At 61.4% G+C, this 20,499-nt stretch carries 19 protein-coding genes and 1 tRNA gene; 7 read left to right on the top strand and 13 right to left on the bottom strand.

The features are described from left to right. Entirely contained in the window at positions 1-2,106 is a 2,106-nt protein-coding gene (gene recG / locus MKZ91_RS23745; RefSeq protein WP_336173492.1) for an ATP-dependent DNA helicase RecG, read from the bottom strand. A 220-nt stretch (positions 2,107-2,326) separates the two neighbouring features. Between recG and MKZ91_RS23750 the strand changes: the two genes are divergently transcribed. Together MKZ91_RS23750 and mfd are read left to right on the top strand one after the other, a co-directional pair. Next, a complete protein-coding gene (locus tag MKZ91_RS23750) occupies positions 2,327-2,632 on the top strand; it encodes an FAD assembly factor SdhE (protein WP_336173493.1) in 306 nt (101 codons plus the stop codon). 4 nt (positions 2,633-2,636) lie between these two features. Further along, positions 2,637-6,140: a transcription-repair coupling factor gene (mfd, locus tag MKZ91_RS23755; RefSeq protein WP_336173494.1), complete on the top strand. Its 3,504-nt coding sequence runs from the start codon at positions 2,637-2,639 to the stop codon at positions 6,138-6,140. An 84-nt stretch (positions 6,141-6,224) separates the two neighbouring features. Here mfd and MKZ91_RS23760 read toward each other — a convergent pair whose 3' ends face one another. Beyond that, positions 6,225-6,887, bottom strand: a complete 663-nt coding sequence (locus MKZ91_RS23760) for a DsbA family oxidoreductase (protein ID WP_336173495.1) — start codon at positions 6,885-6,887, stop codon at positions 6,225-6,227. 90 nt (positions 6,888-6,977) lie between these two features. Further along, complete coding sequence (locus tag MKZ91_RS23765; RefSeq protein WP_336173496.1) at positions 6,978-8,792, bottom strand: extracellular solute-binding protein; 1,815 nt, start codon at positions 8,790-8,792, stop codon at positions 6,978-6,980. 272 nt (positions 8,793-9,064) lie between these two features. On the opposite strand from MKZ91_RS23765, the gene MKZ91_RS23770 reads away from it, so the two are divergent. Then, positions 9,065-9,697 carry an invasion associated locus B family protein gene (locus tag MKZ91_RS23770; protein ID WP_336173497.1) on the top strand — a complete coding sequence of 211 codons (633 nt, stop codon included), beginning with the start codon at positions 9,065-9,067 and terminating at the stop codon, positions 9,695-9,697. A 75-nt stretch (positions 9,698-9,772) separates the two neighbouring features. On the opposite strand, the gene hspQ is transcribed toward MKZ91_RS23770, so the two are convergent. The 3 genes from hspQ to MKZ91_RS23785 form a co-directional block, all read right to left on the bottom strand. After that, positions 9,773-10,105, bottom strand: coding sequence for a heat shock protein HspQ (hspQ, locus tag MKZ91_RS23775; protein WP_336173498.1), 333 nt, complete (start codon positions 10,103-10,105; stop codon positions 9,773-9,775). A gap of 290 nt (positions 10,106-10,395) precedes the next feature. After that, positions 10,396-11,805 carry a type I glutamate--ammonia ligase gene (gene glnA, locus MKZ91_RS23780; RefSeq protein WP_057255946.1) on the bottom strand — a complete coding sequence of 470 codons (1,410 nt, stop codon included), beginning with the start codon at positions 11,803-11,805 and terminating at the stop codon, positions 10,396-10,398. 65 nt (positions 11,806-11,870) lie between these two features. Then, positions 11,871-12,209, bottom strand: coding sequence for a P-II family nitrogen regulator (locus MKZ91_RS23785; protein ID WP_003528058.1), 339 nt, complete (start codon positions 12,207-12,209; stop codon positions 11,871-11,873). Between the two features lie 342 nt (positions 12,210-12,551). Between MKZ91_RS23785 and MKZ91_RS23790 the strand changes: the two genes are divergently transcribed. Continuing rightward, positions 12,552-14,027: an NAD(P)H-hydrate dehydratase gene (locus MKZ91_RS23790; RefSeq protein ID WP_336173499.1), complete on the top strand. Its 1,476-nt coding sequence runs from the start codon at positions 12,552-12,554 to the stop codon at positions 14,025-14,027. Between the two features lie 61 nt (positions 14,028-14,088). Here MKZ91_RS23790 and gpt read toward each other — a convergent pair whose 3' ends face one another. Both gpt and MKZ91_RS23800 read right to left on the bottom strand, forming a co-directional pair. Next, positions 14,089-14,586, bottom strand: a complete 498-nt coding sequence (gene gpt, locus MKZ91_RS23795; RefSeq protein ID WP_336173500.1) for a xanthine phosphoribosyltransferase — start codon at positions 14,584-14,586, stop codon at positions 14,089-14,091. 129 nt (positions 14,587-14,715) lie between these two features. Beyond that, positions 14,716-15,471 carry a competence/damage-inducible protein A gene (locus MKZ91_RS23800; protein WP_336173501.1) on the bottom strand — a complete coding sequence of 252 codons (756 nt, stop codon included), beginning with the start codon at positions 15,469-15,471 and terminating at the stop codon, positions 14,716-14,718. 162 nt (positions 15,472-15,633) lie between these two features. On the opposite strand from MKZ91_RS23800, the gene wrbA reads away from it, so the two are divergent. The 3 genes from wrbA (at position 15,634) to MKZ91_RS23815 (ending at position 17,011) form a co-directional block, all read left to right on the top strand. Next, positions 15,634-16,233 carry an NAD(P)H:quinone oxidoreductase type IV gene (gene wrbA / locus MKZ91_RS23805; protein ID WP_336173502.1) on the top strand — a complete coding sequence of 200 codons (600 nt, stop codon included), beginning with the start codon at positions 15,634-15,636 and terminating at the stop codon, positions 16,231-16,233. Between the two features lie 227 nt (positions 16,234-16,460). Next, positions 16,461-16,703 carry a DUF2188 domain-containing protein gene (locus tag MKZ91_RS23810; protein WP_336173503.1) on the top strand — a complete coding sequence of 81 codons (243 nt, stop codon included), beginning with the start codon at positions 16,461-16,463 and terminating at the stop codon, positions 16,701-16,703. A gap of 89 nt (positions 16,704-16,792) precedes the next feature. Continuing rightward, on the top strand, positions 16,793-17,011 hold the full coding sequence (locus MKZ91_RS23815; protein ID WP_065777975.1) for a hypothetical protein: 219 nt from the start codon (positions 16,793-16,795) through the stop codon (positions 17,009-17,011). Positions 17,012-17,094: 83 nt separating this feature from the next. Here MKZ91_RS23815 and MKZ91_RS23820 read toward each other — a convergent pair. The 5 genes from MKZ91_RS23820 to MKZ91_RS23840 all read right to left on the bottom strand — a co-directional run bounded on the left by MKZ91_RS23820 (position 17,095) and on the right by MKZ91_RS23840 (position 20,440). After that, positions 17,095-17,179 (bottom strand) — tRNA-Leu (locus MKZ91_RS23820). A 33-nt stretch (positions 17,180-17,212) separates the two neighbouring features. Then, positions 17,213-17,500 (bottom strand): hypothetical protein, encoded by a 288-nt coding sequence (locus MKZ91_RS23825; RefSeq protein ID WP_336173504.1) that lies wholly within the window; start codon positions 17,498-17,500, stop codon positions 17,213-17,215. Positions 17,501-17,603: 103 nt separating this feature from the next. Continuing rightward, on the bottom strand, positions 17,604-18,314 hold the full coding sequence (locus MKZ91_RS23830; RefSeq protein ID WP_336173505.1) for an HAD family hydrolase: 711 nt from the start codon (positions 18,312-18,314) through the stop codon (positions 17,604-17,606). A gap of 5 nt (positions 18,315-18,319) precedes the next feature. Next, positions 18,320-18,904: a hypothetical protein gene (locus MKZ91_RS23835; protein ID WP_336173506.1), complete on the bottom strand. Its 585-nt coding sequence runs from the start codon at positions 18,902-18,904 to the stop codon at positions 18,320-18,322. Between the two features lie 81 nt (positions 18,905-18,985). Then, a complete protein-coding gene (locus MKZ91_RS23840) occupies positions 18,986-20,440 on the bottom strand; it encodes a TrkH family potassium uptake protein (RefSeq protein WP_336173507.1) in 1,455 nt (484 codons plus the stop codon). Between the last annotated feature and the right edge of the window lie 59 nt (positions 20,441-20,499).

A 20,499-nucleotide genomic window follows, 5' to 3' on the forward strand; every position in this document is an offset into this window, starting at 1 on the left:
TTATCCGGCGCGTAGGAACCGGATCGCCTCGTCGCGCCGGTAGAGATAGAGCAGCGTCCGTAGGGCTTCGCCGCGTGCCGAGGTGAGGTCGGGATCGCGTTCGATCACATAGGCTGCATCCTTGCGGGCGATCTCCAGGAGATCGCCATGCGCCTCGAGGCTGGCGATGCGAAACCCCGGCGTGCCCGATTGGCGTGTGCCCAGCAGTTCGCCTTCGCCACGCAGCTTCAGGTCTTCCTCGGCGATCAGGAAGCCGTCCTCGCTGTCACGAAGGATGGAAAGGCGTGCACGCCCGGTTTCACCAAGGGGGCCCTTGTAGAGAAGGATGCAGGTCGATGCCTCGTCGCCACGGCCGACGCGACCGCGCAACTGGTGCAACTGGGCGAGACCGAAACGCTCGGCATGCTCGATCACCATGATGGTCGCGTCGGGCACGTCGACGCCGACTTCGACCACCGTGGTGGCGACAAGCAGCCGGATCTCGCCGTTCTTGAAGGCGAGCATGACCGCGTCCTTTTCCGCACCGTTCATGCGTCCGTGGACCAGGCCGACATGGTTGCCGAAGCGTTTGGCGAGGCTCTGGTACCTTTCTTCCGCCGACATCACGTCGACCGCTTCGGACTCTTCGACCAGCGGGCAGATCCAGTAGGCCTTCTTGCTTTCGCGAAGCGCTACATCCAACCGGTCGACAATGTCGCCGGTGCGCTCGGTCGGGATGGTCACCGTCTGGATCGGTTTTCGTCCAGCGGGCTTTTCCGTAAGCTTCGAGACGTCCATGTCGCCGAAGGCGGCGAGCACAAGCGTGCGCGGGATCGGGGTCGCCGTCATGACCAGCATATGCGGCGAGATCCCCTTGGCCGTCAGGCGCAGGCGCTGGTGCACGCCGAAGCGATGCTGTTCGTCGACGACGGCGAGCGTCAGGTTCTGGTAGTTCACCGTGTCCTGGAACAGCGCGTGCGTGCCGATCACCATGCGCGTTTCGCCCGACGCGATCCGCTCGAGGATCGCGTCGCGTTCCTTGCCCTTCGTGCGACCGGTCAGGACGTCGATGGTCACGCCGGCCGGCGCTGCCATCCTCGCAAGCGTCGCATGATGTTGCCGAGCGAGAATTTCGGTCGGCGCCATCAGCACCGCCTGGCCGCCGGATTCGACCGCAGCCAGCATCGCCATCAGCGCCACCATCGTCTTGCCGGAGCCGACGTCGCCCTGCAGCAGGCGGAGCATGCGCTCGGTCCCTGCCATATCCTTCAGAATGTCGGCGATCGCCGTCGATTGGCTGGCCGTCAGCGAGAACGGAAGGGCATTGATGACGGGACGCGACAGAAGACCTGTCGCGTGCACCGGCGTTCCGGCAACCTTCCGCAGCCGCTGGCGGACGAGCGCCAGTGACAATTGCCCGGCAAGAAACTCGTCATAGGCAAGGCGCCGCCGGGCTCGCGCCTGCGGATCGATATCTGTCGCGTCACGCGGCTCATGCAGGGCGCGGAAACTGTCGGCGGCGCTTTCGAAACCCTGCTTCTCCAGAAGCGCGTCGTCGATCCATTCGGGCATGTCCGGTACCCGGGTAACAGCCGCCTCGATCGATTTGCGCAATGTGCGAGGTGAAAGTCCTGCGGTCAGCCCGTACACCGGTTCGACGAGCGGCAGGTTTTCGGCTTCAGCCGCCCGGACCGCATAATCCGGGTGAACCATCGAGGGCCGGCCGTTGAACCAGTCGACCTTGCCGCTGACGATGACGATCTCGTCGACCGGCAGCGACTTTTCCAGCCAGTTGCCCTTGACGCGGAAGTAGGTGAGCGCCAGCTCGCCGGTTTCGTCATGCAGGAAGACGCGATAGGGCAGGTTGGGTTTGCCACGTGGCGGCGGCTGGTGGCGATCGACCCGCCCGGTAATTGTGACGATGACGCCTTGCGGGGCGTGCGCAATGCCCGGCTGCTGGCGGCGGTCGATCAGAGAGTGCGGCGCGTGGAACACGAGATCGACGACCCGGCAATCCTCGATGGCCTCACGCCCGAGCAGCTTGGCATAGAGTTCGCCGATCTTCGGGCCGATGCCGGGAAGCGTGTCGAGCGGTGAGAAGAGTGGATCGAGCAGGGCAGGACGCATGGTAATGAAATTGCGACGACAATTCGGGCTTTGGCAAGGCTGACAATCACCTATTCAGCGTTTATAGAGCCCATGGACGACAATCCTTAGCCTTGGGCAGGCCGCGTTCCAGTGGTTTCAACGAAGGCCGGTGACACGCCCAGGTATCAAAGCGCTGAAGCGTTCTTTGCGGATCCGACGGGATGCGCGGCGCTGTAGCGGGCGGCAGGAAGGAATTCCCATGACTGGCATTTCACGCAGCAGCGCCGATCTCGATCCGCGTCGACGGCGGATCCTGTTTCGCGCCTGGCATCGCGGCATCCGGGAGATGGACCTGATCCTCGGGCAGTTCGCGGAAGCCGAGCTTGCGGCGCTATCGGATGTCGAACTCGATGAACTCGAGACGATCATGGGCGAGGAGGACAACGATCTCGTCAAGTGGATCACCGGTGAGCAGCCGGTGCCGGAACGCTACCGCACGCTGATGTTTAAGCGGATCGCCGGCTATCGCCCCGATTTCGAGAAACTTCCCGAGGAAATGAAGTAGATCGATGTTTGCTGGTCTTGATCCGAAGAAGATTGTCGAGGCGCAACGGGAAATTACGATCGGCCCGGTTCCAACGGGTGCCGAAGCGCTGATCCTTGCCGAACTGGCGCGCGCCGGCCGGCCGGTTGTCTATATTCTGTCGGACGGGCAGCGGATCGCCGATCTGGAACAGGTTCTCGGCTTCGTCGCGCCCGACATTCCGGTGCTGACGCTGCCCGGCTGGGACTGCCTTCCCTATGACCGTGTCTCCCCGAGCGCCGACACGTCTGCACGGCGCCTGGCGGCACTGAGCGCCCTGATCACGCACAAGAAGAAGCCGCATGCGGCTATCGTGCTGGTCACGGTCAATGCCGCGCTTCAGAAGATTTCACCGCAGGACGTGATCCACAGCCTGGCGTTTTCCGCCCGCCCGGGCAATCAGGTGCGTATGGACGACATTGCGTCCCGGTTGGAGCGCAACGGGTTCGAGCGGGTCGCGACTGTGCGCGAAGTCGGCGAATATGCGGTACGCGGCGGCATCCTCGATGTCTTCGTGCCCGGAAGCGGCGAACCGCTGCGCCTCGACTTCTTCGGCGATACGCTCGAAACCATTCGTTCCTTCGATCCGGCCAGCCAACGCACGACGGGGCAGGTGCGCTCGCTCGACTTGAACCCGATGAGCGAAGTGTCGCTGACGCCGGAGACGATCAGCCACTTTCGCAAGCAGTATCTCTCGCTCTTTGGCGCAACGACCCGCGACGACGCCCTCTATCAGGCGGTCTCCGAAGGCCGGCGCTACGCCGGTATGGAGCACTGGCTGCCGCTGTTCTACGACGATCTGGAGACGGTATTCGACTACCTCGACGGATTCCGCATCGTAACCGACCACCTGGCGCGGGAAGCCGCCGCCGAGCGCTCGAAACTGATCCTCGACTATTACGACGCCCGTCTGGCATCGGCATCGCCGGGAAAAGCGCAGGCCACCCAGGGAACACCCTATAAGCCGGTTCCTCCGGAACTGCTTTACCTGACCTCACAAGGGTTCAACGCTGCCCTTTCGGCGCGCGACGCCATCCGCCTGTCACCGTTCAACGAGCACGAGGGCGAAGCGCGGCAGGTCGTTACCCTCGATGCCCGGCAGGGTATGCGCTGGGCCAAGTCGGCAGGTGAGGGCGAGGCGGAGAACGAGCGCGTCAACGTCTTCGACCAGGCGGTGAAATACATCGCCGAACGGCGCTCGAAGGGCGCCAAGGTGGTGATCTCGGGCTGGAGCGAAGGGTCGCTCGACCGCCTGCTGCAGGTGCTTGCCGAGCACGGACTTGGCAACGTCAAGCCGGTCAAGGCGCTCGCAGACGTCAAGACGTTGAAGCCCGGCGAGGCGGCCGCGGCCGTGCTCAGCATCGAAGCCGGATTCGAGACCGGCGATCTGGTTGTTATCGGCGAGCAGGATATCCTCGGCGACCGCATGGTTCGCCGTTCCAAGCGGCGCAAGCGTGGTGCCGACTTCATTGCCGAAGTGGCTGGCCTCGACGAGGGCAGCTATGTGGTGCATGCCGAGCACGGTATCGGCCGCTTCGTCGGCCTGCGCACCATCGAGGCCGTTGGTGCGCCGCATGACTGCCTTGAACTCGTCTATGCCGACAATGCCAAGCTGTTTCTGCCGGTCGAAAACATCGAGCTTCTGTCGCGCTACGGATCGGAAGGAACCGATGCGATCCTCGACAAGCTAGGCGGTGTTGCCTGGCAGGCGCGCAAGGCCAAGCTCAAGAAGCGGCTGCTCGACATGGCAGGCGGTCTCATCCGCATCGCCGCCGAGCGGCATACGCGCCATGCGCCGGTTCTGGTTGCCCAGGACGGCGTCTATGACGAGTTTGCGGCGCGCTTCCCCTATGACGAGACCGAGGATCAGCTGAACTCGATCGTCGCGGTGCGCGACGATCTCGGCAGTGGCCGTCCGATGGACCGGCTGGTCTGCGGTGATGTCGGCTTCGGCAAAACGGAAGTCGCGCTGCGCGCCGCCTTCATCGCGGCGATGAACGGCGTGCAGGTCGCGGTCGTCGTGCCGACGACGCTGCTCGCACGCCAGCACTTCAAGACCTTTTCCGAACGTTTCCGCGGTCTGCCGATCCGCATCCAGCAGGCGTCGCGCCTTGTCGGATCGAAGGAACTGGCGCTCACCAAGAAGGAAGTGGCCGACGGCAAGACCGACGTGGTCGTCGGTACCCACGCGCTGCTCGGCTCGACGGTCAACTTCGCCAATCTTGGCCTGTTGATCATCGACGAGGAGCAGCACTTCGGGGTCAAGCACAAGGAGCGGCTGAAGGAGCTGAAGTCGGACGTGCACGTGCTGACGCTCTCGGCAACGCCGATCCCGCGCACGCTGCAACTGGCGCTGACGGGTGTGCGCGAGCTGTCGCTGATCACCACGCCGCCGGTCGACCGCATGGCGGTGCGCACCTTCATTTCCCCATTTGATGCGCTGGTCATCCGCGAAACGCTGATGCGCGAGCATTATCGTGGCGGCCAGAGCTTCTATGTCTGCCCGCGCCTCAGCGACCTGTCGGAGATCCATGACTTCCTGAAATCAGACGTTCCGGAACTGAAGGTGGCGGTGGCTCACGGCCAGATGCCGGCGACCGAACTCGAAGACATCATGAACGCCTTCTACGACGGGCGCTACGACGTGCTTCTGTCAACGACGATCGTCGAGTCCGGCCTTGACGTGCCGACGGCAAACACCCTGATCGTGCATCGCGCCGACATATTCGGCCTTGCCCAGCTCTATCAGCTTCGCGGTCGCGTCGGTCGCTCGAAGGTGCGCGCCTTCGCGCTGTTCACGCTGCCGGTCAACAAGACGCTGACGGGCATGGCCGAGCGGCGGCTGAAGGTGCTGCAGTCGCTCGACACGCTCGGTGCCGGATTCCAGCTCGCAAGCCACGACCTCGATATCCGCGGTGCCGGCAATCTGCTTGGCGAAGAGCAGTCCGGCCATATCAAGGAAGTCGGTTTCGAGCTTTACCAGCAGATGCTCGAGGAGGCAGTCGCTGAGCTCAAGGGCGAGGAAGAGATCCACGATACCGGTTGGTCGCCGCAGATTTCGGTCGGAACGCCGGTCATGATCCCGGAAGGCTATGTGCCGGATCTGCATTTGCGGCTTGGTCTCTACCGTCGCCTCGGCGAATTGACGGATCTCAAGGACATCGACGGCTTCGGCGCCGAGATGATCGACCGCTTCGGCCCGCTGCCGATCGAGGTCCAGCACCTGCTGAAGATCGTCTACATCAAGTCGCTCTGCCGCACCGCCAATGTCGAGAAGCTCGACGCCGGCCCGAAGGGCGTCGTGGTCCAGCTCCGCAACAAGGAGTTTCCGAACCCCGCGGCACTCGTCGGCTATATCGCCAAGCAGGGTACGCTTGCGAAGATCCGGCCTGACCACAGCATCTTCTTCCAGAGGGAGCTCGCGACGCCAGAGAAGCGCCTTTCGGGCGCCGCGATGGTGATGACGCAGCTAGCGGGCCTGGCAAAATAAAAAAATCCGTGCAGCGGCGTGATGCAGCTGCACGGCACAAACTGGCAGGAACTGTGAAGGCGGTACCGGTTCGCTATCCGGCGATCAGTTCGGCTTGCCGCTCGCCTTCATCTGAGCGATTTCCCTGAGTGCGTTCGTCAGAACCTCGACCGATTGGGCGCCCATCACGGCATATTGCCCCTCGATGATAAAGCAGGGCACGCCGGTCACGCCCATTTCGCGGGCCATGCCCACCTCTTCCTTGACCGCATCCTTGTCGGCGCCGGACGAAAGCAAGGCCGCGATCACCGGACGGTCGAGCCCGGACTGCTCGGCGATGTCGAGCAACACGGCGTGGTCGCCAACGTTCAGGCCTTCCTCAAAGTTTGCCTTGAACAGACGGTCGACGACGGTCGATTGGGCATCCGCACCTTGGGTCGCTGCCCAGCGAACGAGCCGGTGGGCATCGAGCGTGTTGGGGCTGACCTTTACGGCATCGAAGTCGAAGGCAATGCCGTCTGCGGTTCCCAATTCTCGGAGCATGTCGTGCGCGCGATCGACGGCTTCCTGGCCGCCGAGTTTCGCCGCAAGGTGCTTCTTGTGGTCGACGCCCTCGGGCGGAAGGTCGGGATTGAGCTGATAGGGGCGCCATTGAACTGCGACATGGACGTCAGGCACGTTGGCAATCGCCTGATCGAGCCTTGCCTTGCCGAGATAACACCAGGGGCAGACGACGTCCGAGACGATATCAATGCTGACGGTTTGCATGGTGCAGGTGCCTTTCCTTTGTTCGGTATGACGGCGAGATAAGCCGGTTTGACCCGGCTTTCAATGCGTTACCAAAAGGGAACCGACCCGCTACTGTGCGTCCTGATCCCACCAGGTCGGCAATTGGTAGCCGTAGAGCGGCAAGACATCGGGGCGGCCGATATGCTTGCGCCTGGCGACCCACTGTGCGTCCAGGTGATAGAGCGGCACCAGATAGGAATTGTTGACGAGCAGGCGGTCGTGTGCCCGCACTGCAGCGGTGAAGTCCTCGGTTGTGCGGGCCTGCAGGATGTTGTTGATCATCCGGTCCACATCCTTGTCGGCAACGCCGGCGAAGTTGTCGCTGCCTTGCCTGTCGCGCGCTTGGGACGACCAGCGCCCGGACTGCTCGATGCCAGGTGACAGCGTCGAGGGGAAGGACTTGATGATCACGTCGTAGTCGAAGGATTGGCTGCGCTGCTGGTACTGCGAATCGTCGACGGTCCGGACGGACACCTGAATGCCGAGCGGCGTGAGGAAGCGCTGGTAGGCAAGCGCTAGCTTCTCCTGGCCGGCGTTCTGGCTCATGATCTCGAAGGCGAGCGGCTTACCCTGAGGATCGACCATCTTGCCGTCCTTGATCTGGTAACCGGCCTCCCGGATCAGCGAAACGGCAACACGCAGCACGTTGCGATCGCGGCCGGATGCGTCGGTCACCGGAAGCCGGTAGGTGCCGTCGAGGATCGCCGGGTTGATCCGGTCACGTGCGTCGCCGATGAGCCCGAGTTCACGGTCGTCGGCCGCGGCGCCAAGGAAGCTCAGCGTTGAATTCTGCCAATAACTTTGCGTGCGCGTATAGGCGCCGTCGAACAGGTTCTTGTTCACCCATTCGAAATCGAACGCCAGAGCCAGACCCTGCCGGAGCTTGAGGTTGTCGAACATCGGCCTGCGGGTGTTGAAGACAATGCCGAGCATGCCGGACGGCGTCTTCGGGGTGAAGGTCTCCTTCACGACGTCGCCGGACCGGACCGCCGGGAAATCGTAGCCGCGCGCCCATTTGGTGGCGCTTCCTTCCGGGTAGATGTCGATCTCGCCCTTCTTGAAGGCCTCGAACAGCGAGTTCTCCTGCAGGAAGTATTCTACGGAGATTTCGTCGTAATTGTCCTGGCCGACCTTGGAAGGAAGATCCTTCGCCCAGTAGTCGGGGTTGCGCTTGTAGAGGATGCGCTCGCCCGGCTTCACCTCGGCGACCCGGTAGGGACCGGAGCCGAGCGGCGGCTTCAGGGTCGTCTGCTCGAAGGTCGCGACATCGATCGCGTGTTTCGGCAGCACCGGCGACAGCCCGAGCAGCAGCGGAAGCTCGCGGTCCGCATCCTCGGTAAAGGTGAAGCGCACGCTGCGGTCGCCAACCTTCTCCATCTTTGCCACCTTTGCCAGGCGGTTGCTGAAGGGGACGCGGCCCTTGTCGCGCATCAGTTCGAACGAGAAGATGACGTCGTCGGCCGTGACCGGCTGTCCGTCGGCCCAGCGCGCACTGGGATTGAGATTGAACTGGATGAATGTACGGTCGTCATCCCACTCGACCGTTTCGGCGAGCAGCCCGTACATCGTGAAGGCTTCGTCGCGCGAGCGCTGCATCAGCGATTCGTAGACGAGGTTGCCGTATTCCGGGTCCCACATGCCGCGTGCGGTTGTCCGCATGCTCTTCAGAATGAAGGGATTGAGGCTGTCGAAGCTGCCGACCACGCCATAGGAGATCTTTCCGCCCTTCTTCACGTTCGGATTGACGTAAGGGAAGTTCTTGAAATCGGCAGGCAATGCCGGCTCTCCATGCATGGCGATTGCATGAACCGGAGCAGCGATTGCGCCGCTGGCGAATGAAGTGGCGGTCAGGAGCAGCGCCAGACCGGAAAGAATTGCACGCAAGGTTACCTCCCGCGAGGGCGTCAACAGGCCGATTCCCTTAACGTTACCAACGGTGGTCGATGAATCCAACCGATTGAACGGCCAAAATCCGGCCGGTGGAAAGTCAAAAAATGACACGAAACACTGGATAATCGAAGCAAGCCAATGTAACAGGTGTTTCCGGAAACGGGGTCATGCATTTGCCTTATTTGGCCAACAGGACAACGGCGGCTGACGATACTCACCTGCGGAACGACACTGTTCCGTTACCGGATTCAGGAGACGGAATCACAATGATCTTCAAGTCGAATTTTACGAAGCGTTCGGGCATGGCAGCGCTGGCGCTCTCTGTAGCTGCTGCGGGCGTACCGAGTGTTGCTTCTGCCCAGCAGGCGGCCGCCGGCAAGACGCCGCAGGGCTGGTTCAAGGTCTGCACCAAGCAGGAAGACAATGATGTCTGCATCGTTCAGAACCTCCTGACCGCCAACAATGGCCAGCTGGTCACCGCAGTCGGCCTCATCACCGTCAGCGGCAAGGTCAACCGCAAGGTCATGCAGGTTTCCGTACCGTCCGCGCGCCTGATCCCGACCGGCGTCCAGATGCAGATCGACGGCGGCAAGCCGATCAAGCTCGACTACGCAATCTGCATGCCGGACAAGTGCGTCGCTGAAGCGCCGCTCTCCGACCAACTGATCGCCAGCCTGAAGAAGGGCAACGAAGTCGTCTTCACGTCGGTCAACTTCCAGCGCGCACCGAACCCGATCAAGATGGCGCTTACGGGCTTCACCGGCGTATTCGACGGAGAGCCGATCGAGCAGTCGCAGCTCGAAGAGCGTCAGCGCCTGCTGCAGGAAGAAATGCAGAAGAAGGCCGAGGACGCGCGCAAGAAGCTCGAGGAAGCCCAAAAGGCTGCCAAGCAGAACTAAGCGAGCGCTTACAAGCTGACAAAGAAACGCCCGGACCTTGCCGTCCGGGCGTTTTCATTTTTCCGAGAGCGTAGCCTAGTGGCGGAACGACGTCGCCTTGGGCTTGTAGTGACCGATGCCGTCCTTGTCGAACAGGGCATCGACCTGGGCGTGGCGCATCGGCCGGTCGCTGTCGTCGAATTCCAGGTTCTGTTCGGACACATAGGCGACATACTCGCTGTCGTCGTTCTCGGCAAACAGGTGATAGAAGGGTTGATCCTTGCTCGGGCGGATCTCCTGCGGAATGGCATTCCACCATTCTTCGGTGTTGGCGTACTCCGGATCGACGTCGAAAATGACGCCGCGGAACGGGAATATCCGATGGCGCACCACCTGTCCGATCTCGAATTTGGCGTTTCTTTGTTTCATGACGCAACACATCCTTTCAGGAGATTATCTGGGTTGGCCAACCCGAAACATCAATAGGGTGCTCCCTTCAGCCCTGCGTTAGACGACGGCACCGCGTTTGGATGGACGCGCAAAAGTTGCCTTCTTTATATTATCACACAATTGCGCAAATCATGCGCGTTCGGCAGCGTCTCGCATCTGCGTCGACGGATGGGCAAAAAGAAAAGCCGGCGGCCCTTGCAGGGAGCCGCCGGCTTCGCACGCCTTTGCCGGACCGGAAGCAACCATCATTGCCGCCGGTCCACATGATCTTAGACCGAGTAGTACATGTCGTACTCGACCGGATGCGGGGTCATTTCGAAACGCATCACTTCCTGCATCTTCAGTTCGATGAAGGAATCGATCTGGTCGTCATCGAACACACCGCCGGCGGTCAGGTACTTGCGATCCTTGTCGAGGCTTTCGAGCGCCTCGCGCAGCGAGCCGCAAACCGTCGGGATCTTCTTCAGTTCCTTCGGCGGCAGATCATAGAGGTCCTTGTCCATCGCCTTGCCCGGGTGCAGCTTGTTCTTGATGCCATCGAGGCCGGCCATCAGCATGGCTGCAAACGCGAGGTAGGGGTTGGCGGTCGGGTCCGGGAAGCGGACTTCGACGCGCTTGGCCTTCGGGTTGGTGCCGAACGGAATGCGGCACGAAGCCGAACGGTTGCGCGCCGAATAGGCGAGCAGAACCGGAGCTTCGTAACCCGGGACGAGGCGCTTGTAGGAGTTCGTCGACGGGTTGGTGAAGGCGTTCAGCGACTTGGCATGCTTGATGATGCCGCCGATGAAGTAGAGGCAGGTCTCGGAGAGGCCGGCATATTCGTCACCCGCGAAGGTCGGCTTGCCGTCCTTCCAGATCGACAGGTGCACGTGCATGCCCGAGCCGTTGTCGCCGAAGATCGGCTTCGGCATGAAGGTTGCCGTCTTGCCATAGGCGTTGGCGACCTGATGCACGACGTATTTATAGATCTGCATCTTGTCGGCGTTGCGAACGAGCGCGTCGAACTTGACGCCGAGTTCGTGCTGGGCGGCAGCCACTTCGTGGTGGTGCTTTTCAACGGTGACACCCATTTCGGACAGAACCGTCAGCATTTCCGAGCGCATGTCCTGGCAGCTGTCGATCGGCGGAACCGGGAAGTAGCCGCCCTTGACGCGGGGGCGGTGGCCAAGGTTGCCGGTCTCATAGTCGGTGTCGTCGTTCGACGGCAGTTCGGAGGAGTCGAGCTTGAAGCCGGTGTTGTACGGGTCAGCCTTGTACTTGACGTCGTCGAAGACGAAGAACTCGGCTTCCGGGCCGACGAAGACGGTGTCGCCGATGCCGGATGCCTTGAGGTAGGCTTCGGCCTTCTTGGCCGTGCCGCGCGGGTCGCGGTTGTAGGATTCGCCCGAGACCGGGTCGAGAATGTCGCAGATGATGACCATCGTCGACTGCGCGAAGAACGGGTCCATATGCGCTGTTTCCGGATCGGGCATCAGCACCATGTCGGACTCGTTGATGGCCTTCCAGCCGCCAATCGAGGAGCCGTCGAACATGACGCCATCGGCGAACATGTCTTCGTCGACACAGACGACATCCATCGTCACGTGCTGCAGCTTGCCCTTCGGGTCGGTAAAGCGCAGGTCGACGAACTTGACGTCGTTGTCCTTGATTTGCTTCAGAATATCGCTTGCAGTCGTCATTTGCCGTAATTCCCTGTGTGAGATGACGAGGTTTGAAAAGAAACCGGGCCGAACGGCCCGTGAGGTCAGATGGCGTCGAGGCCCGTTTCGCCGGTGCGGATTCGGATGACTTCTTCCACATTGGAAACGAAAATCTTTCCGTCACCAATGCGGCCGGTCTGCGCGGCGTTGCGGATTGCCTCGATGACGGCCTCCGCGTTTTCATCCGCCAGCACGACTTCGACCTTCACCTTCGGCAGGAAGTCCACCACGTATTCGGCGCCGCGATACAGCTCCGTATGGCCCTTCTGTCGCCCGAAACCCTTGGCTTCCGTGACGGTGATGCCCTGCAGGCCGACTTCCTGAAGGGCTTCCTTCACTTCGTCGAGCTTGAAGGGCTTAATGATCGCTTCGATCTTTTTCATGAGAAAATGTCTCTCCGCTTCTCCCTTTAAAGCAGGATCATGCCCGCTCGCCTTGAATATGCACGTTGCATGCCAGTTTTTCTGCGAAAATCTGTCGGAACGACAAAAAATCTGCTGTCACCGCGCGGATGACCGGATTTCCATACCCTTTGTGCACGCGATCTGCCTATTTTTTATGATTTTCGATCGAAAGATGCTCGGGTTTTGTTGTTGCTTGATCCGTCGGCTCGATCGGAGCACGTTATTTGAGCAACAATTATGTGCAAATGCACAAATGAAATGCAATTGGCACGACGACCCGGGCACTTGCTTCGCGCCGTAAGCCGCGGCTATGTCTAGAGCATGCGCTCAGAACGACACGACCTGCTCGTCACCCCAGCTGAAATGGCTGCCATCGATCAGGCTGCCGCCCGATCCGGTATAGACAGCTTCCTGCTGATGCGCAGCGCCGGCATGGCGGTGTCGTCGGCGGCCCTCCGGCATTTTCCCGGTTCAGTCCGCTTCGTCGTGCTTTGCGGACCGGGCAACAACGGCGGCGATGGCTACGTGGCCGCCTGTGCCCTGGCGGAGAGCGGGGCAACGGTGGCGGTGTTTGCCCACGGTGATCCCGGGGCACTCTCCGGCGATGCGGCGCGCGTCCGGTCCCTGTGGCCCGGCCCGGTTGCGCCGCTCGACACCTACGAGCCGACGGCCGGCGACCTCGTCATCGACGCGCTGTTTGGGGCTGGGCTCTCGCGCGCTTTGCCGGAAGATGTCGTTCAGCTCGTCGAACGCGTCAATGGATGCGGGCTGCCGGTGGTCGCAGTCGATCTGCCGACTGGAGTGGATGGCAGAACTGGTGAAATTCGCGGCGCCGCGTTTACGGCCGCGCACACCGTGACCTTCATGGCGGCGAAGCCGGGCCATTGGCTGTTGCCCGGCCGCTCCCTGTGTGGCGCGCTAGAGATTTTCGATATTGGCATACCAAGGCGTATCCTTGATGCCGGGGCTGGCCCGTTGCGCCTTAACACGCCGGCCGTTTGGTCCGGTTGGAGCGGGGAGCTTCCAGCGGCGACCCACAAGTTCAAACGTGGCCATCTGGTTGTCTTTTCCGGCGACCGGCCGGCGACCGGCGCTGCGCGCCTGGCGGCGACAGCCGGTCTTGCTGCGGGCGCCGGCCTCGTCACCGTCGCATCGGGAAAAGCCGCGCTTGGCATCAACGCTGCGCAACTGACCGCCGTCATGGTCAAGGAAGTGGAGGGCAAGCGCGAACTGGCGAAGTGGTTGCAGGATGGCCGCCTTGCGAGCTTTGTTCTCGGGCCGGGCTTCGGCGTCGGAAAGAAGGCGAGAGATTATGCCCTTGCCGTGTGCGATCGTTCTCTGGTGCTCGACGCCGATGGCATCACCTCGTTCCAGAGCAATCGCGAGGAGCTTTTTGCCGCACTGGCGAGCCGCGGCGGCCAAATGGTGATGACGCCCCACGAGGGCGAGTTTGCCCGACTTTTTCCGGAGATCGCCGGCGACGGCGCGCTCTCGAAGATCGAAAAGGCGCAGAAGGCTGCTCGCATCAGTCATGCGGTCATTATCTACAAGGGGGCGGACACGGTGATCGCCGGGCCGGACGGCAGGGCGGTCATCAATGGCAATGCGCCGCCATGGTTGGCGACGGCTGGGTCGGGCGACGTTCTTGCCGGCATCACCGGCGCGCATCTCGCCCAGGGAATGCCCGCCTTCGAGGCGGCAGCGGCGGCGGTGTTTCGGCACGGTGCGGCCGGTAGCCGGGCAGGGCGGGGACTGACAGCCGAAACGTTGGTCAGTGCCATCCCGCCGATTGCTTGACGCAAAAGAAGCGTCGGGCGCGCTGGGCGCCCGATGCCTTGTTTTTTGGAGATGTCAGCGCTTAGCCACGCGTGCCCTTGGCGATCGGCTCCTGATAGGTGAAGCCCATGTCCCAAGGGAAGTAGATCCAGGTGTCCTGGCTGACTTCGGTAACAAACGTGTCGACCAACGGCCGGCCCTTCGGCTTCGCATAGACGGCGGCGAAATGCGCCTTCGGCAGCATCGCCCGCACTTCTGCAGCGGTTTTGCCGGTGTCGGTGAGATCGTCGACGATCAGTACGCCTTCGCCGCCGTTCTCGGCGATCTCCGGTGCAATGCCCTTCAATACCTTCATCTGCCCCTGGGTGTCGTAGTCGTGATAGGAGGCAACGCAGACGGTTTCGATCATCCGGATGTTGAGTTCGCGGCAGATGATGGCGGCAGGAACCAGGCCGCCGCGCGTGATGCAGACCATCGCGCGCCATTCCTGGCCGTTGTCGGCAAGCCGCCAGGCAAGGGCGCGGCAATCACGGTGGAACTGGTCCCAGGAAACGGGAAAGGCTTTATCGGGCAGCGACATAGGTGGGCTCCGGCTTGTCTGAACGAGGTAAGGCGAAGCGTCCGGCAGATCGGGCAGGCGGAAACGCGTCGTCCTGATTTGCCGACATGCAATAGCGGCATTGATGGCCCGAGTGCAAGAGCCTCGCGCTTACCCTTTCGCACGCGCCTCGGCGATTGCCTGGATCATCGCCTGAACGTCAGCTTCGGCTGCATCCAGAGCCTGCTGTTCGCGAGCGCGCACGACGATGTCGGTCGAAAAATTCTTGCCGTCGAATTTGGGGTAGGAGCCAATGCTGGTTTCCGGGTGGTTTTTCTGCACCTCGGTCAGCGGGCTGCCGATATCACCTTCGCCGAACGGTGAGCGCACGGTTCGAGAAAGGAGTGGCGAGCCGACCTGAAGGCCGGGCAAAAGCGCGTCGAGCATCGCCTGGAACACCTGCGGCACGCCGGCCATCACATGAACGTTGCCGATGGCAAAGCCGGGCGCGGTCGAGACCGGGTTAGGAATGTGGCGCGCGCCAACCGGCATGCGCGCCATGCGCTTGCGCGCATCGGTGAATTCCATGCCACGGCGTTCGTACATGGCGCCGAGCAGCGCCATTGCCTCCGGTTCATGGACGCATTCGACGCCAAAGGCGCGCGACACGGCGTCGGCCGTGATGTCGTCATGTGTCGGACCGATGCCGCCGGAGGTGAAGACGTAGTCGTAGCGCTGGCGAACGGCGTTGATGGCTTCGACGATCGCGGCCTCGTCATCGGCAACGATCCGGACCTCGCGCAGATCGATGCCGACCATGGTCATCATGTCGGCGAGGTGGCCAATGTTCTTGTCCTTGGTTCGACCTGACAGGAGTTCGTCGCCGATGGCGACCATGGCGGCAGTGACGATTTTGGGGCTGCTCATCGATAATCCTTTATATGAGCCAATCATTTAACAGTGTCTGTTCATTGTTCGAGAGGTGAGAACAGTCTGTTTCCCGGATAGCTCCTGGCAGGCGGCCGCATTTTGATAAATCTTCCCGGCAGCAGTGATCAAGTGGGATCGCTTAGTCCAAAGGAGCATTTTATGGCCAAGGTTCTGGTTCTCTACTATTCGGCATACGGACACGTCGAAACCATGGCTTACGCCGTGGCCGAGGGTGTGAAATCGGCCGGCGCCGAAGTCGACGTCAAGCGCGTGCCCGAGCTCGTGCCCGACGAGATTGCCAAGGCTTCCCACTTCAAGATGGATCAGGCGGCACCGATTGCCAATGTCGAGGAACTTGGCGAGTACGATGCCATCATCTTCGGCGCCGGCACGCGCTACGGCACGGTTGCCTCGCAGATGCGCAACTTCATCGACCAGACCGGCAGCCTGTGGATGAAGGGCAAGCTGGTCGGCAAGGTCGGCTCGGTCTTCACTTCCTCGGCCACCCAGCACGGCGGCCAGGAGTCGACGATCCTCGGCTTTATCCCGACGCTCATGCACCACGGCATGGTCGTCGTCGGTCTTCCCTATGCCTTCCAGGGACAGATGGGCGTTGACGAGATCAAGGGCGGCTCGCCCTACGGCGCATCGACGATCACCGGCGGCGACGGTTCGCGTCAGCCTTCCGAGGTTGAGCTCGAGGCAGCCCGTTTCCAGGGCGCGCATGTTGCCAAGATCGCCTCGAAACTCTCGGCCTAAGCAGCTTTAGACAATCGAATCATGAGCTTGAACGGCCCCGAAAGGGGCCGTTTTTCTGTCACGCGGCTAGCCTTTCCGGGTGATTCGCAAATGTGGCAATTCCTACCACACCTGTGCTAATATCCGCCCGTTCAGCATGAGCATGCCATCGACGAGGAGGAGTGCAGGGCTGTGCGGCAACGGCCCGCCGAAGACCGGAGCGTCTTTCGGAGTGTTGGGAGGGCAGCATGGCGCGCATCACTTACACCATCGTTCCTCATGACGGCGGGTGGGCCTACAAGGCTGCCGACGCCTATTCGGAACCCTTTCCGAGCCGAGAAATGGCACTCTTAGCCGCAAAGGCCGCCGCTGCCGAACAGCAGGTCGGTGGCGACGACGAAGACATCAGTTTTCAAGACGAAGAGGGCCATTGGCACTTCGAGCATACAGATGGCGGCGATCGGCCCGAGGCAACTGTCGAAGACGGTTGAATAGCCGAAGGGCGGCAGGCTCACACCGAACACATAGCGTTCTGCAACAGTATTGCGTGCACATCCATCTTCTCCATGGAGGATAATCGATGCACTACAGCGTTCAGATCTTCACCTGGACCCCGCGGCAGGGAGTCCACCAGGTCGGATCGGCAATCGAGGTGGACGCCCCCAATTCCAAGGCGGCAGCGGTCTCTCTTCTCGGCCTCAGACTGGAGGACCAGGGATGCGCAACGAAACTCGCCGTGCGCGTATGGCACGACGATGCCTACCGGGCCGAATGCGATTGCTATTACTACAACAATTGAGCGGTCGCTGATCGCGGGAGCAAGGCCTGTCGTTTTCCACGAGAGGCGGCGATGAGTCGTGGGAACTGAACAGGTCGTTTGCCTGGTGCGGGCGACGGGGGTCGAACCCGTACAGCCAAGGCCGAGGGATTTTAAGTCCCTTGCGTCTACCAGTTTCGCCACGCCCGCATGCAGCCTAGATCAAACACTCAGGTCAAACAGTCAAGTGTGATCGAGGGTATACGGGGTGGACAACGCGCTTACTCTCGTCTTCAGAAAGCAGAAGACGCCCGCGGCAATCAGCGCCCCAAGGCCGTAGACGATAAATGCGTCGACAAAGGGCCGGCCCGAATTGAACGAGTAGATGGCGGGCGCGGCAAACAACAGCACCGCCAAACCCGCGAGGCGCGAGGAAAAGGCGCTCAAAGCGGAAGCCTTCCGCAACAGCCATCCAATGAGCATGCCAACCACCACCATCGCGATCACTGCACCGAACACAAGCGCCAACATTGGTCCCCCTCATCTAAGCCACCATGGGGACGATAAGCTGTTCGTGTATCATCGATACGCGTCAGCTTATATTTGCAATCGACTTGGCGCTTGCGATCGACAGTCAAGCCTTCGGTGTCAAGCGCTCAAGGACCGTGCCCAACCCGCCGAGATCCGCAATCTCGCGAAAACGCGGATGGTCCTCCGGCTTGTCGTGGTGTTCGAACGACCAGGTGAGTGCATGCGGGACATAGACACCCCAGCTTCCTGCACCGAGTGCAGGCACGATATCCGACTTCAGCGAATTGCCGACCATCATGCTTTTCAGCGGTCCGTCTCCGTGACGTTTGAAGATGCGCTCGTAGGTGGCGACCGTCTTGTCGCTGACGATCTCGACGGCGTCGAAATAGTCGCCAAGGCCGGAGGCGGCGAGCTTGCGCTCCTGGTCGAAGAGGTCGCCTTTGGTGATCATCACCAGGCGGAACTGGCCATGCAGCGCGTCGAGCGTTTCCTTGACATGGGGCAGCGGCTCGACCGGGTGCACGAGCATATCGCGGCCGGCTGCCAGGATTTCGGCGATGACGGAAGAGGGCACTTTCCCGTCGGTCACATCCACCGCGGTCTCCACCATCGACAGCACGAAGCCCTTGATGCCGAAGCCGTAGAGGCCGAGGTTGCGTTTCTCGGCGGCAAGCAGCCGCTCGGACAGATGTTCGGTGTCGGTATGGGGGCGGAGAAGGTCTGCAAATCGGGCTTCGGTCAGGCGAAAAAACTGCTCGTTCTGCCAAAGCGTGTCGTCGGCATCGAAACCAACAGTCGTTATTGCATCAGGCATTGTCTTTAGGGTCCGGCGATCTTGAATGGTTGGTCGACACTGGCGGTCTTGCCACTGTTGACGTCGTTGAAACGGAAACGCAACACGTAGTCGCCGGCAGGTGCGCCGGAAACATGCATGGTCAGGCTCGCATAGATCTCCTGGTTTCTGAGGAAACCCATGAAGGTAAAATCGCCGAACCCCTTCTTTGTAGCGAGCACTTCGCCCTTCGGATTGAGGATGTCGAAATCGACGGTGAAGTGGCTCTCGAGTTTGCCTTTTGTCGAGGCGTCCTTCCAGGTGAGGCCGATGGGCTCGATATAGGAGATCAGCGTCTCCCCCTCCTTGAAGACCGAGCCTTCGCGCGGGTCGTACATGGCGTAGCCGGTCGGAGGCTTGGAGACGAAAATTGCCTTGCCGATGGCAAAGGGCAGAGTTTGCGAGAAGTCGCTTGTCGCCTGGCGCAAAAGGTCGCGGGCCTTGGTGGCATCGCCCGCAGCAGCGAGTTTCTCAGCCTGCACGGCCGCATCGGCAAGCGGGCCGGCATGGGCATTGTTCGCCAGCATTGTGGCGGCGGTCAGCGTCGCCAGAAGAAGCATATGTTTGACCATCACGTTCCCCCATCGCCGGTTTCGGCCGACTTTCTGCATCTGCCGTATCAAACCAACACGATAGGGCCTGTGGGCCAATGGTCAATGCTTCCAGAAGACCGGCGTCAGAATGACGAGCACGGTCAGGACCTCCAGGCGGCCGAGCAGCATCATCAGCGACAGCAAGTAGAGCTCGGGATCGCCGAGTGTCGAGAAGTTGCCGGCTGGCCCGATGATCGGACCGATCCCGGGCCCGACATTGGAGAGGCAGGTAATGACCGCCGAGGTTGCGGTGATCAGGTCATAGCCGAGCGCGCCCATGGCAAGGCTCCCGAGCACCCACAGCAGGATGTAGGTGATGAAGAACAGGAAGATGGCGCGCTGCGTATCGGCATCGACGGCGTTTTGGCCATAGCGCACCGCATAGATCGCGTTGGGATAGACCAGTTTGTTGAGCCCCGAGCGGATCGCGTTGAACAGCACGATGAAGCGGTAGGCCTTGATGCCGCCGGCGGTCGATCCGGAACAGCCGCCTACGAATGTGGCGATGAAGGCGGCGATGACCACGAAGGGACCCCAAAGCGTATAGTCCTGGCTGGCATAACCACTGGTCGAGAGGATCGACGTGATGTTGAAGAAGGAGTGTGCCAGCGCCAGGTGGAATTCGACGCCGTTGACCAAGCGGTGGAATATGGCGACGGCGATCGAAAAGGCCGATAGATAGCCGAGAAAGACGATGATCTGCGGGTCGCGTAGCGCATCGAGCCTGCCGCGCGCCACAAACACGATCAGGATCGAGAAGGGCAGGCTGCACAGCGCCATGAAGAAGGTTGCCGTCCAGAGCAGCGGAATGCTGCCGAAATAGCCGAAGGACGCGTCATGGGTCGAGAAGCCGCCGGTCGCCACGGTTGACATGGCGTGGTTGACGGCGTCGAAGCGGTTCATGCCCGTCAGGTTGTAGCCGATGGCACAGAGCAGCGTGATGACAACGTAAACAATGAGAAAGGCGCGGCTGAAGCTGGCGAGCCGCGCAAAGGGTTTGTCGCTGGTGTCGGAGGATTCCATCTTGAAGAAGGACATGCCGCCGACCCTCAGATAGGGGATGATGAACAGGCCAAGCACCACGATGCCGATGCCGCCGAGCCAGCAGAGCAGCGACCGCCAGACGAGCAGGCCGGGTGGTGCGTTGTCGAGGCCGACGATCACGGTGCCGCCGGTGGTGGTGATTGCCGAAACGGATTCGAACAGCGCCTGTGCAAAGTCGAGGTCGAGCGAGGACAGCCAGAGGGGTATCGCGCCGACGACGGAAAACACCGCCCACAGCAGGTTGACGAGCACGAAGCCGAACTTCTTGGAAAACGGCGGTGGCCCCATCCGCGTTGCCATGAAGGTCGCAAGCGACAGTCCGCCGACCAGGAAAGCCGAAGCCGCGAAGATCTGCCAATCCGGGTGGCCGTAGTAAAGGTCGACCATCGCCGGCACGAGCATCGCGCAGGCAAGGTAAATGCCGAGGATTGCCGCGATATGCACAGCATGCCGGATCAAGGTTGCGTTCAAGCGTTCAGTTTCCCGGAAATGATTGTGTGCCGGCCGTTACGATGCGGCGGCATTGTTCA

Source organism: Ensifer sp. MJa1 (genome assembly GCF_037026475.1).
In the GTDB taxonomy this organism is placed as follows: domain Bacteria; phylum Pseudomonadota; class Alphaproteobacteria; order Rhizobiales; family Rhizobiaceae; genus Ensifer.

What these genes read in the sequence shown, in the direction of transcription:
- gpt (WP_336173500.1), bottom strand. Translation starts at nt 14,586, where the DNA reads ATGTCGCTGCCCGATAAAGCCTTTCCCGTTTCCTGGGACCAGTTCCAC.
- MKZ91_RS23825 (WP_336173504.1), bottom strand. Translation starts at nt 17,500, where the DNA reads ATGTTGGCGCTTGTGTTCGGTGCAGTGATCGCGATGGTGGTGGTTGGC.
- MKZ91_RS23830 (WP_336173505.1), bottom strand. Translation starts at nt 18,314, where the DNA reads ATGCCTGATGCAATAACGACTGTTGGTTTCGATGCCGACGACACGCTT.
- MKZ91_RS23770 (WP_336173497.1), top strand. Translation starts at nt 9,065, where the DNA reads ATGATCTTCAAGTCGAATTTTACGAAGCGTTCGGGCATGGCAGCGCTG.
- hspQ (WP_336173498.1), bottom strand. Translation starts at nt 10,105, where the DNA reads ATGAAACAAAGAAACGCCAAATTCGAGATCGGACAGGTGGTGCGCCAT.
- MKZ91_RS23815 (WP_065777975.1), top strand. Translation starts at nt 16,793, where the DNA reads ATGCACTACAGCGTTCAGATCTTCACCTGGACCCCGCGGCAGGGAGTC.
- MKZ91_RS23785 (WP_003528058.1), bottom strand. Translation starts at nt 12,209, where the DNA reads ATGAAAAAGATCGAAGCGATCATTAAGCCCTTCAAGCTCGACGAAGTG.
- MKZ91_RS23835 (WP_336173506.1), bottom strand. Translation starts at nt 18,904, where the DNA reads ATGGTCAAACATATGCTTCTTCTGGCGACGCTGACCGCCGCCACAATG.
- MKZ91_RS23810 (WP_336173503.1), top strand. Translation starts at nt 16,461, where the DNA reads ATGGCGCGCATCACTTACACCATCGTTCCTCATGACGGCGGGTGGGCC.
- recG (WP_336173492.1), bottom strand. Translation starts at nt 2,106, where the DNA reads ATGCGTCCTGCCCTGCTCGATCCACTCTTCTCACCGCTCGACACGCTT.
- MKZ91_RS23750 (WP_336173493.1), top strand. Translation starts at nt 2,327, where the DNA reads ATGACTGGCATTTCACGCAGCAGCGCCGATCTCGATCCGCGTCGACGG.
- MKZ91_RS23800 (WP_336173501.1), bottom strand. Translation starts at nt 15,471, where the DNA reads ATGAGCAGCCCCAAAATCGTCACTGCCGCCATGGTCGCCATCGGCGAC.
- MKZ91_RS23790 (WP_336173499.1), top strand. Translation starts at nt 12,552, where the DNA reads ATGCGCTCAGAACGACACGACCTGCTCGTCACCCCAGCTGAAATGGCT.
- MKZ91_RS23760 (WP_336173495.1), bottom strand. Translation starts at nt 6,887, where the DNA reads ATGCAAACCGTCAGCATTGATATCGTCTCGGACGTCGTCTGCCCCTGG.
- mfd (WP_336173494.1), top strand. Translation starts at nt 2,637, where the DNA reads ATGTTTGCTGGTCTTGATCCGAAGAAGATTGTCGAGGCGCAACGGGAA.
- glnA (WP_057255946.1), bottom strand. Translation starts at nt 11,805, where the DNA reads ATGACGACTGCAAGCGATATTCTGAAGCAAATCAAGGACAACGACGTC.
- wrbA (WP_336173502.1), top strand. Translation starts at nt 15,634, where the DNA reads ATGGCCAAGGTTCTGGTTCTCTACTATTCGGCATACGGACACGTCGAA.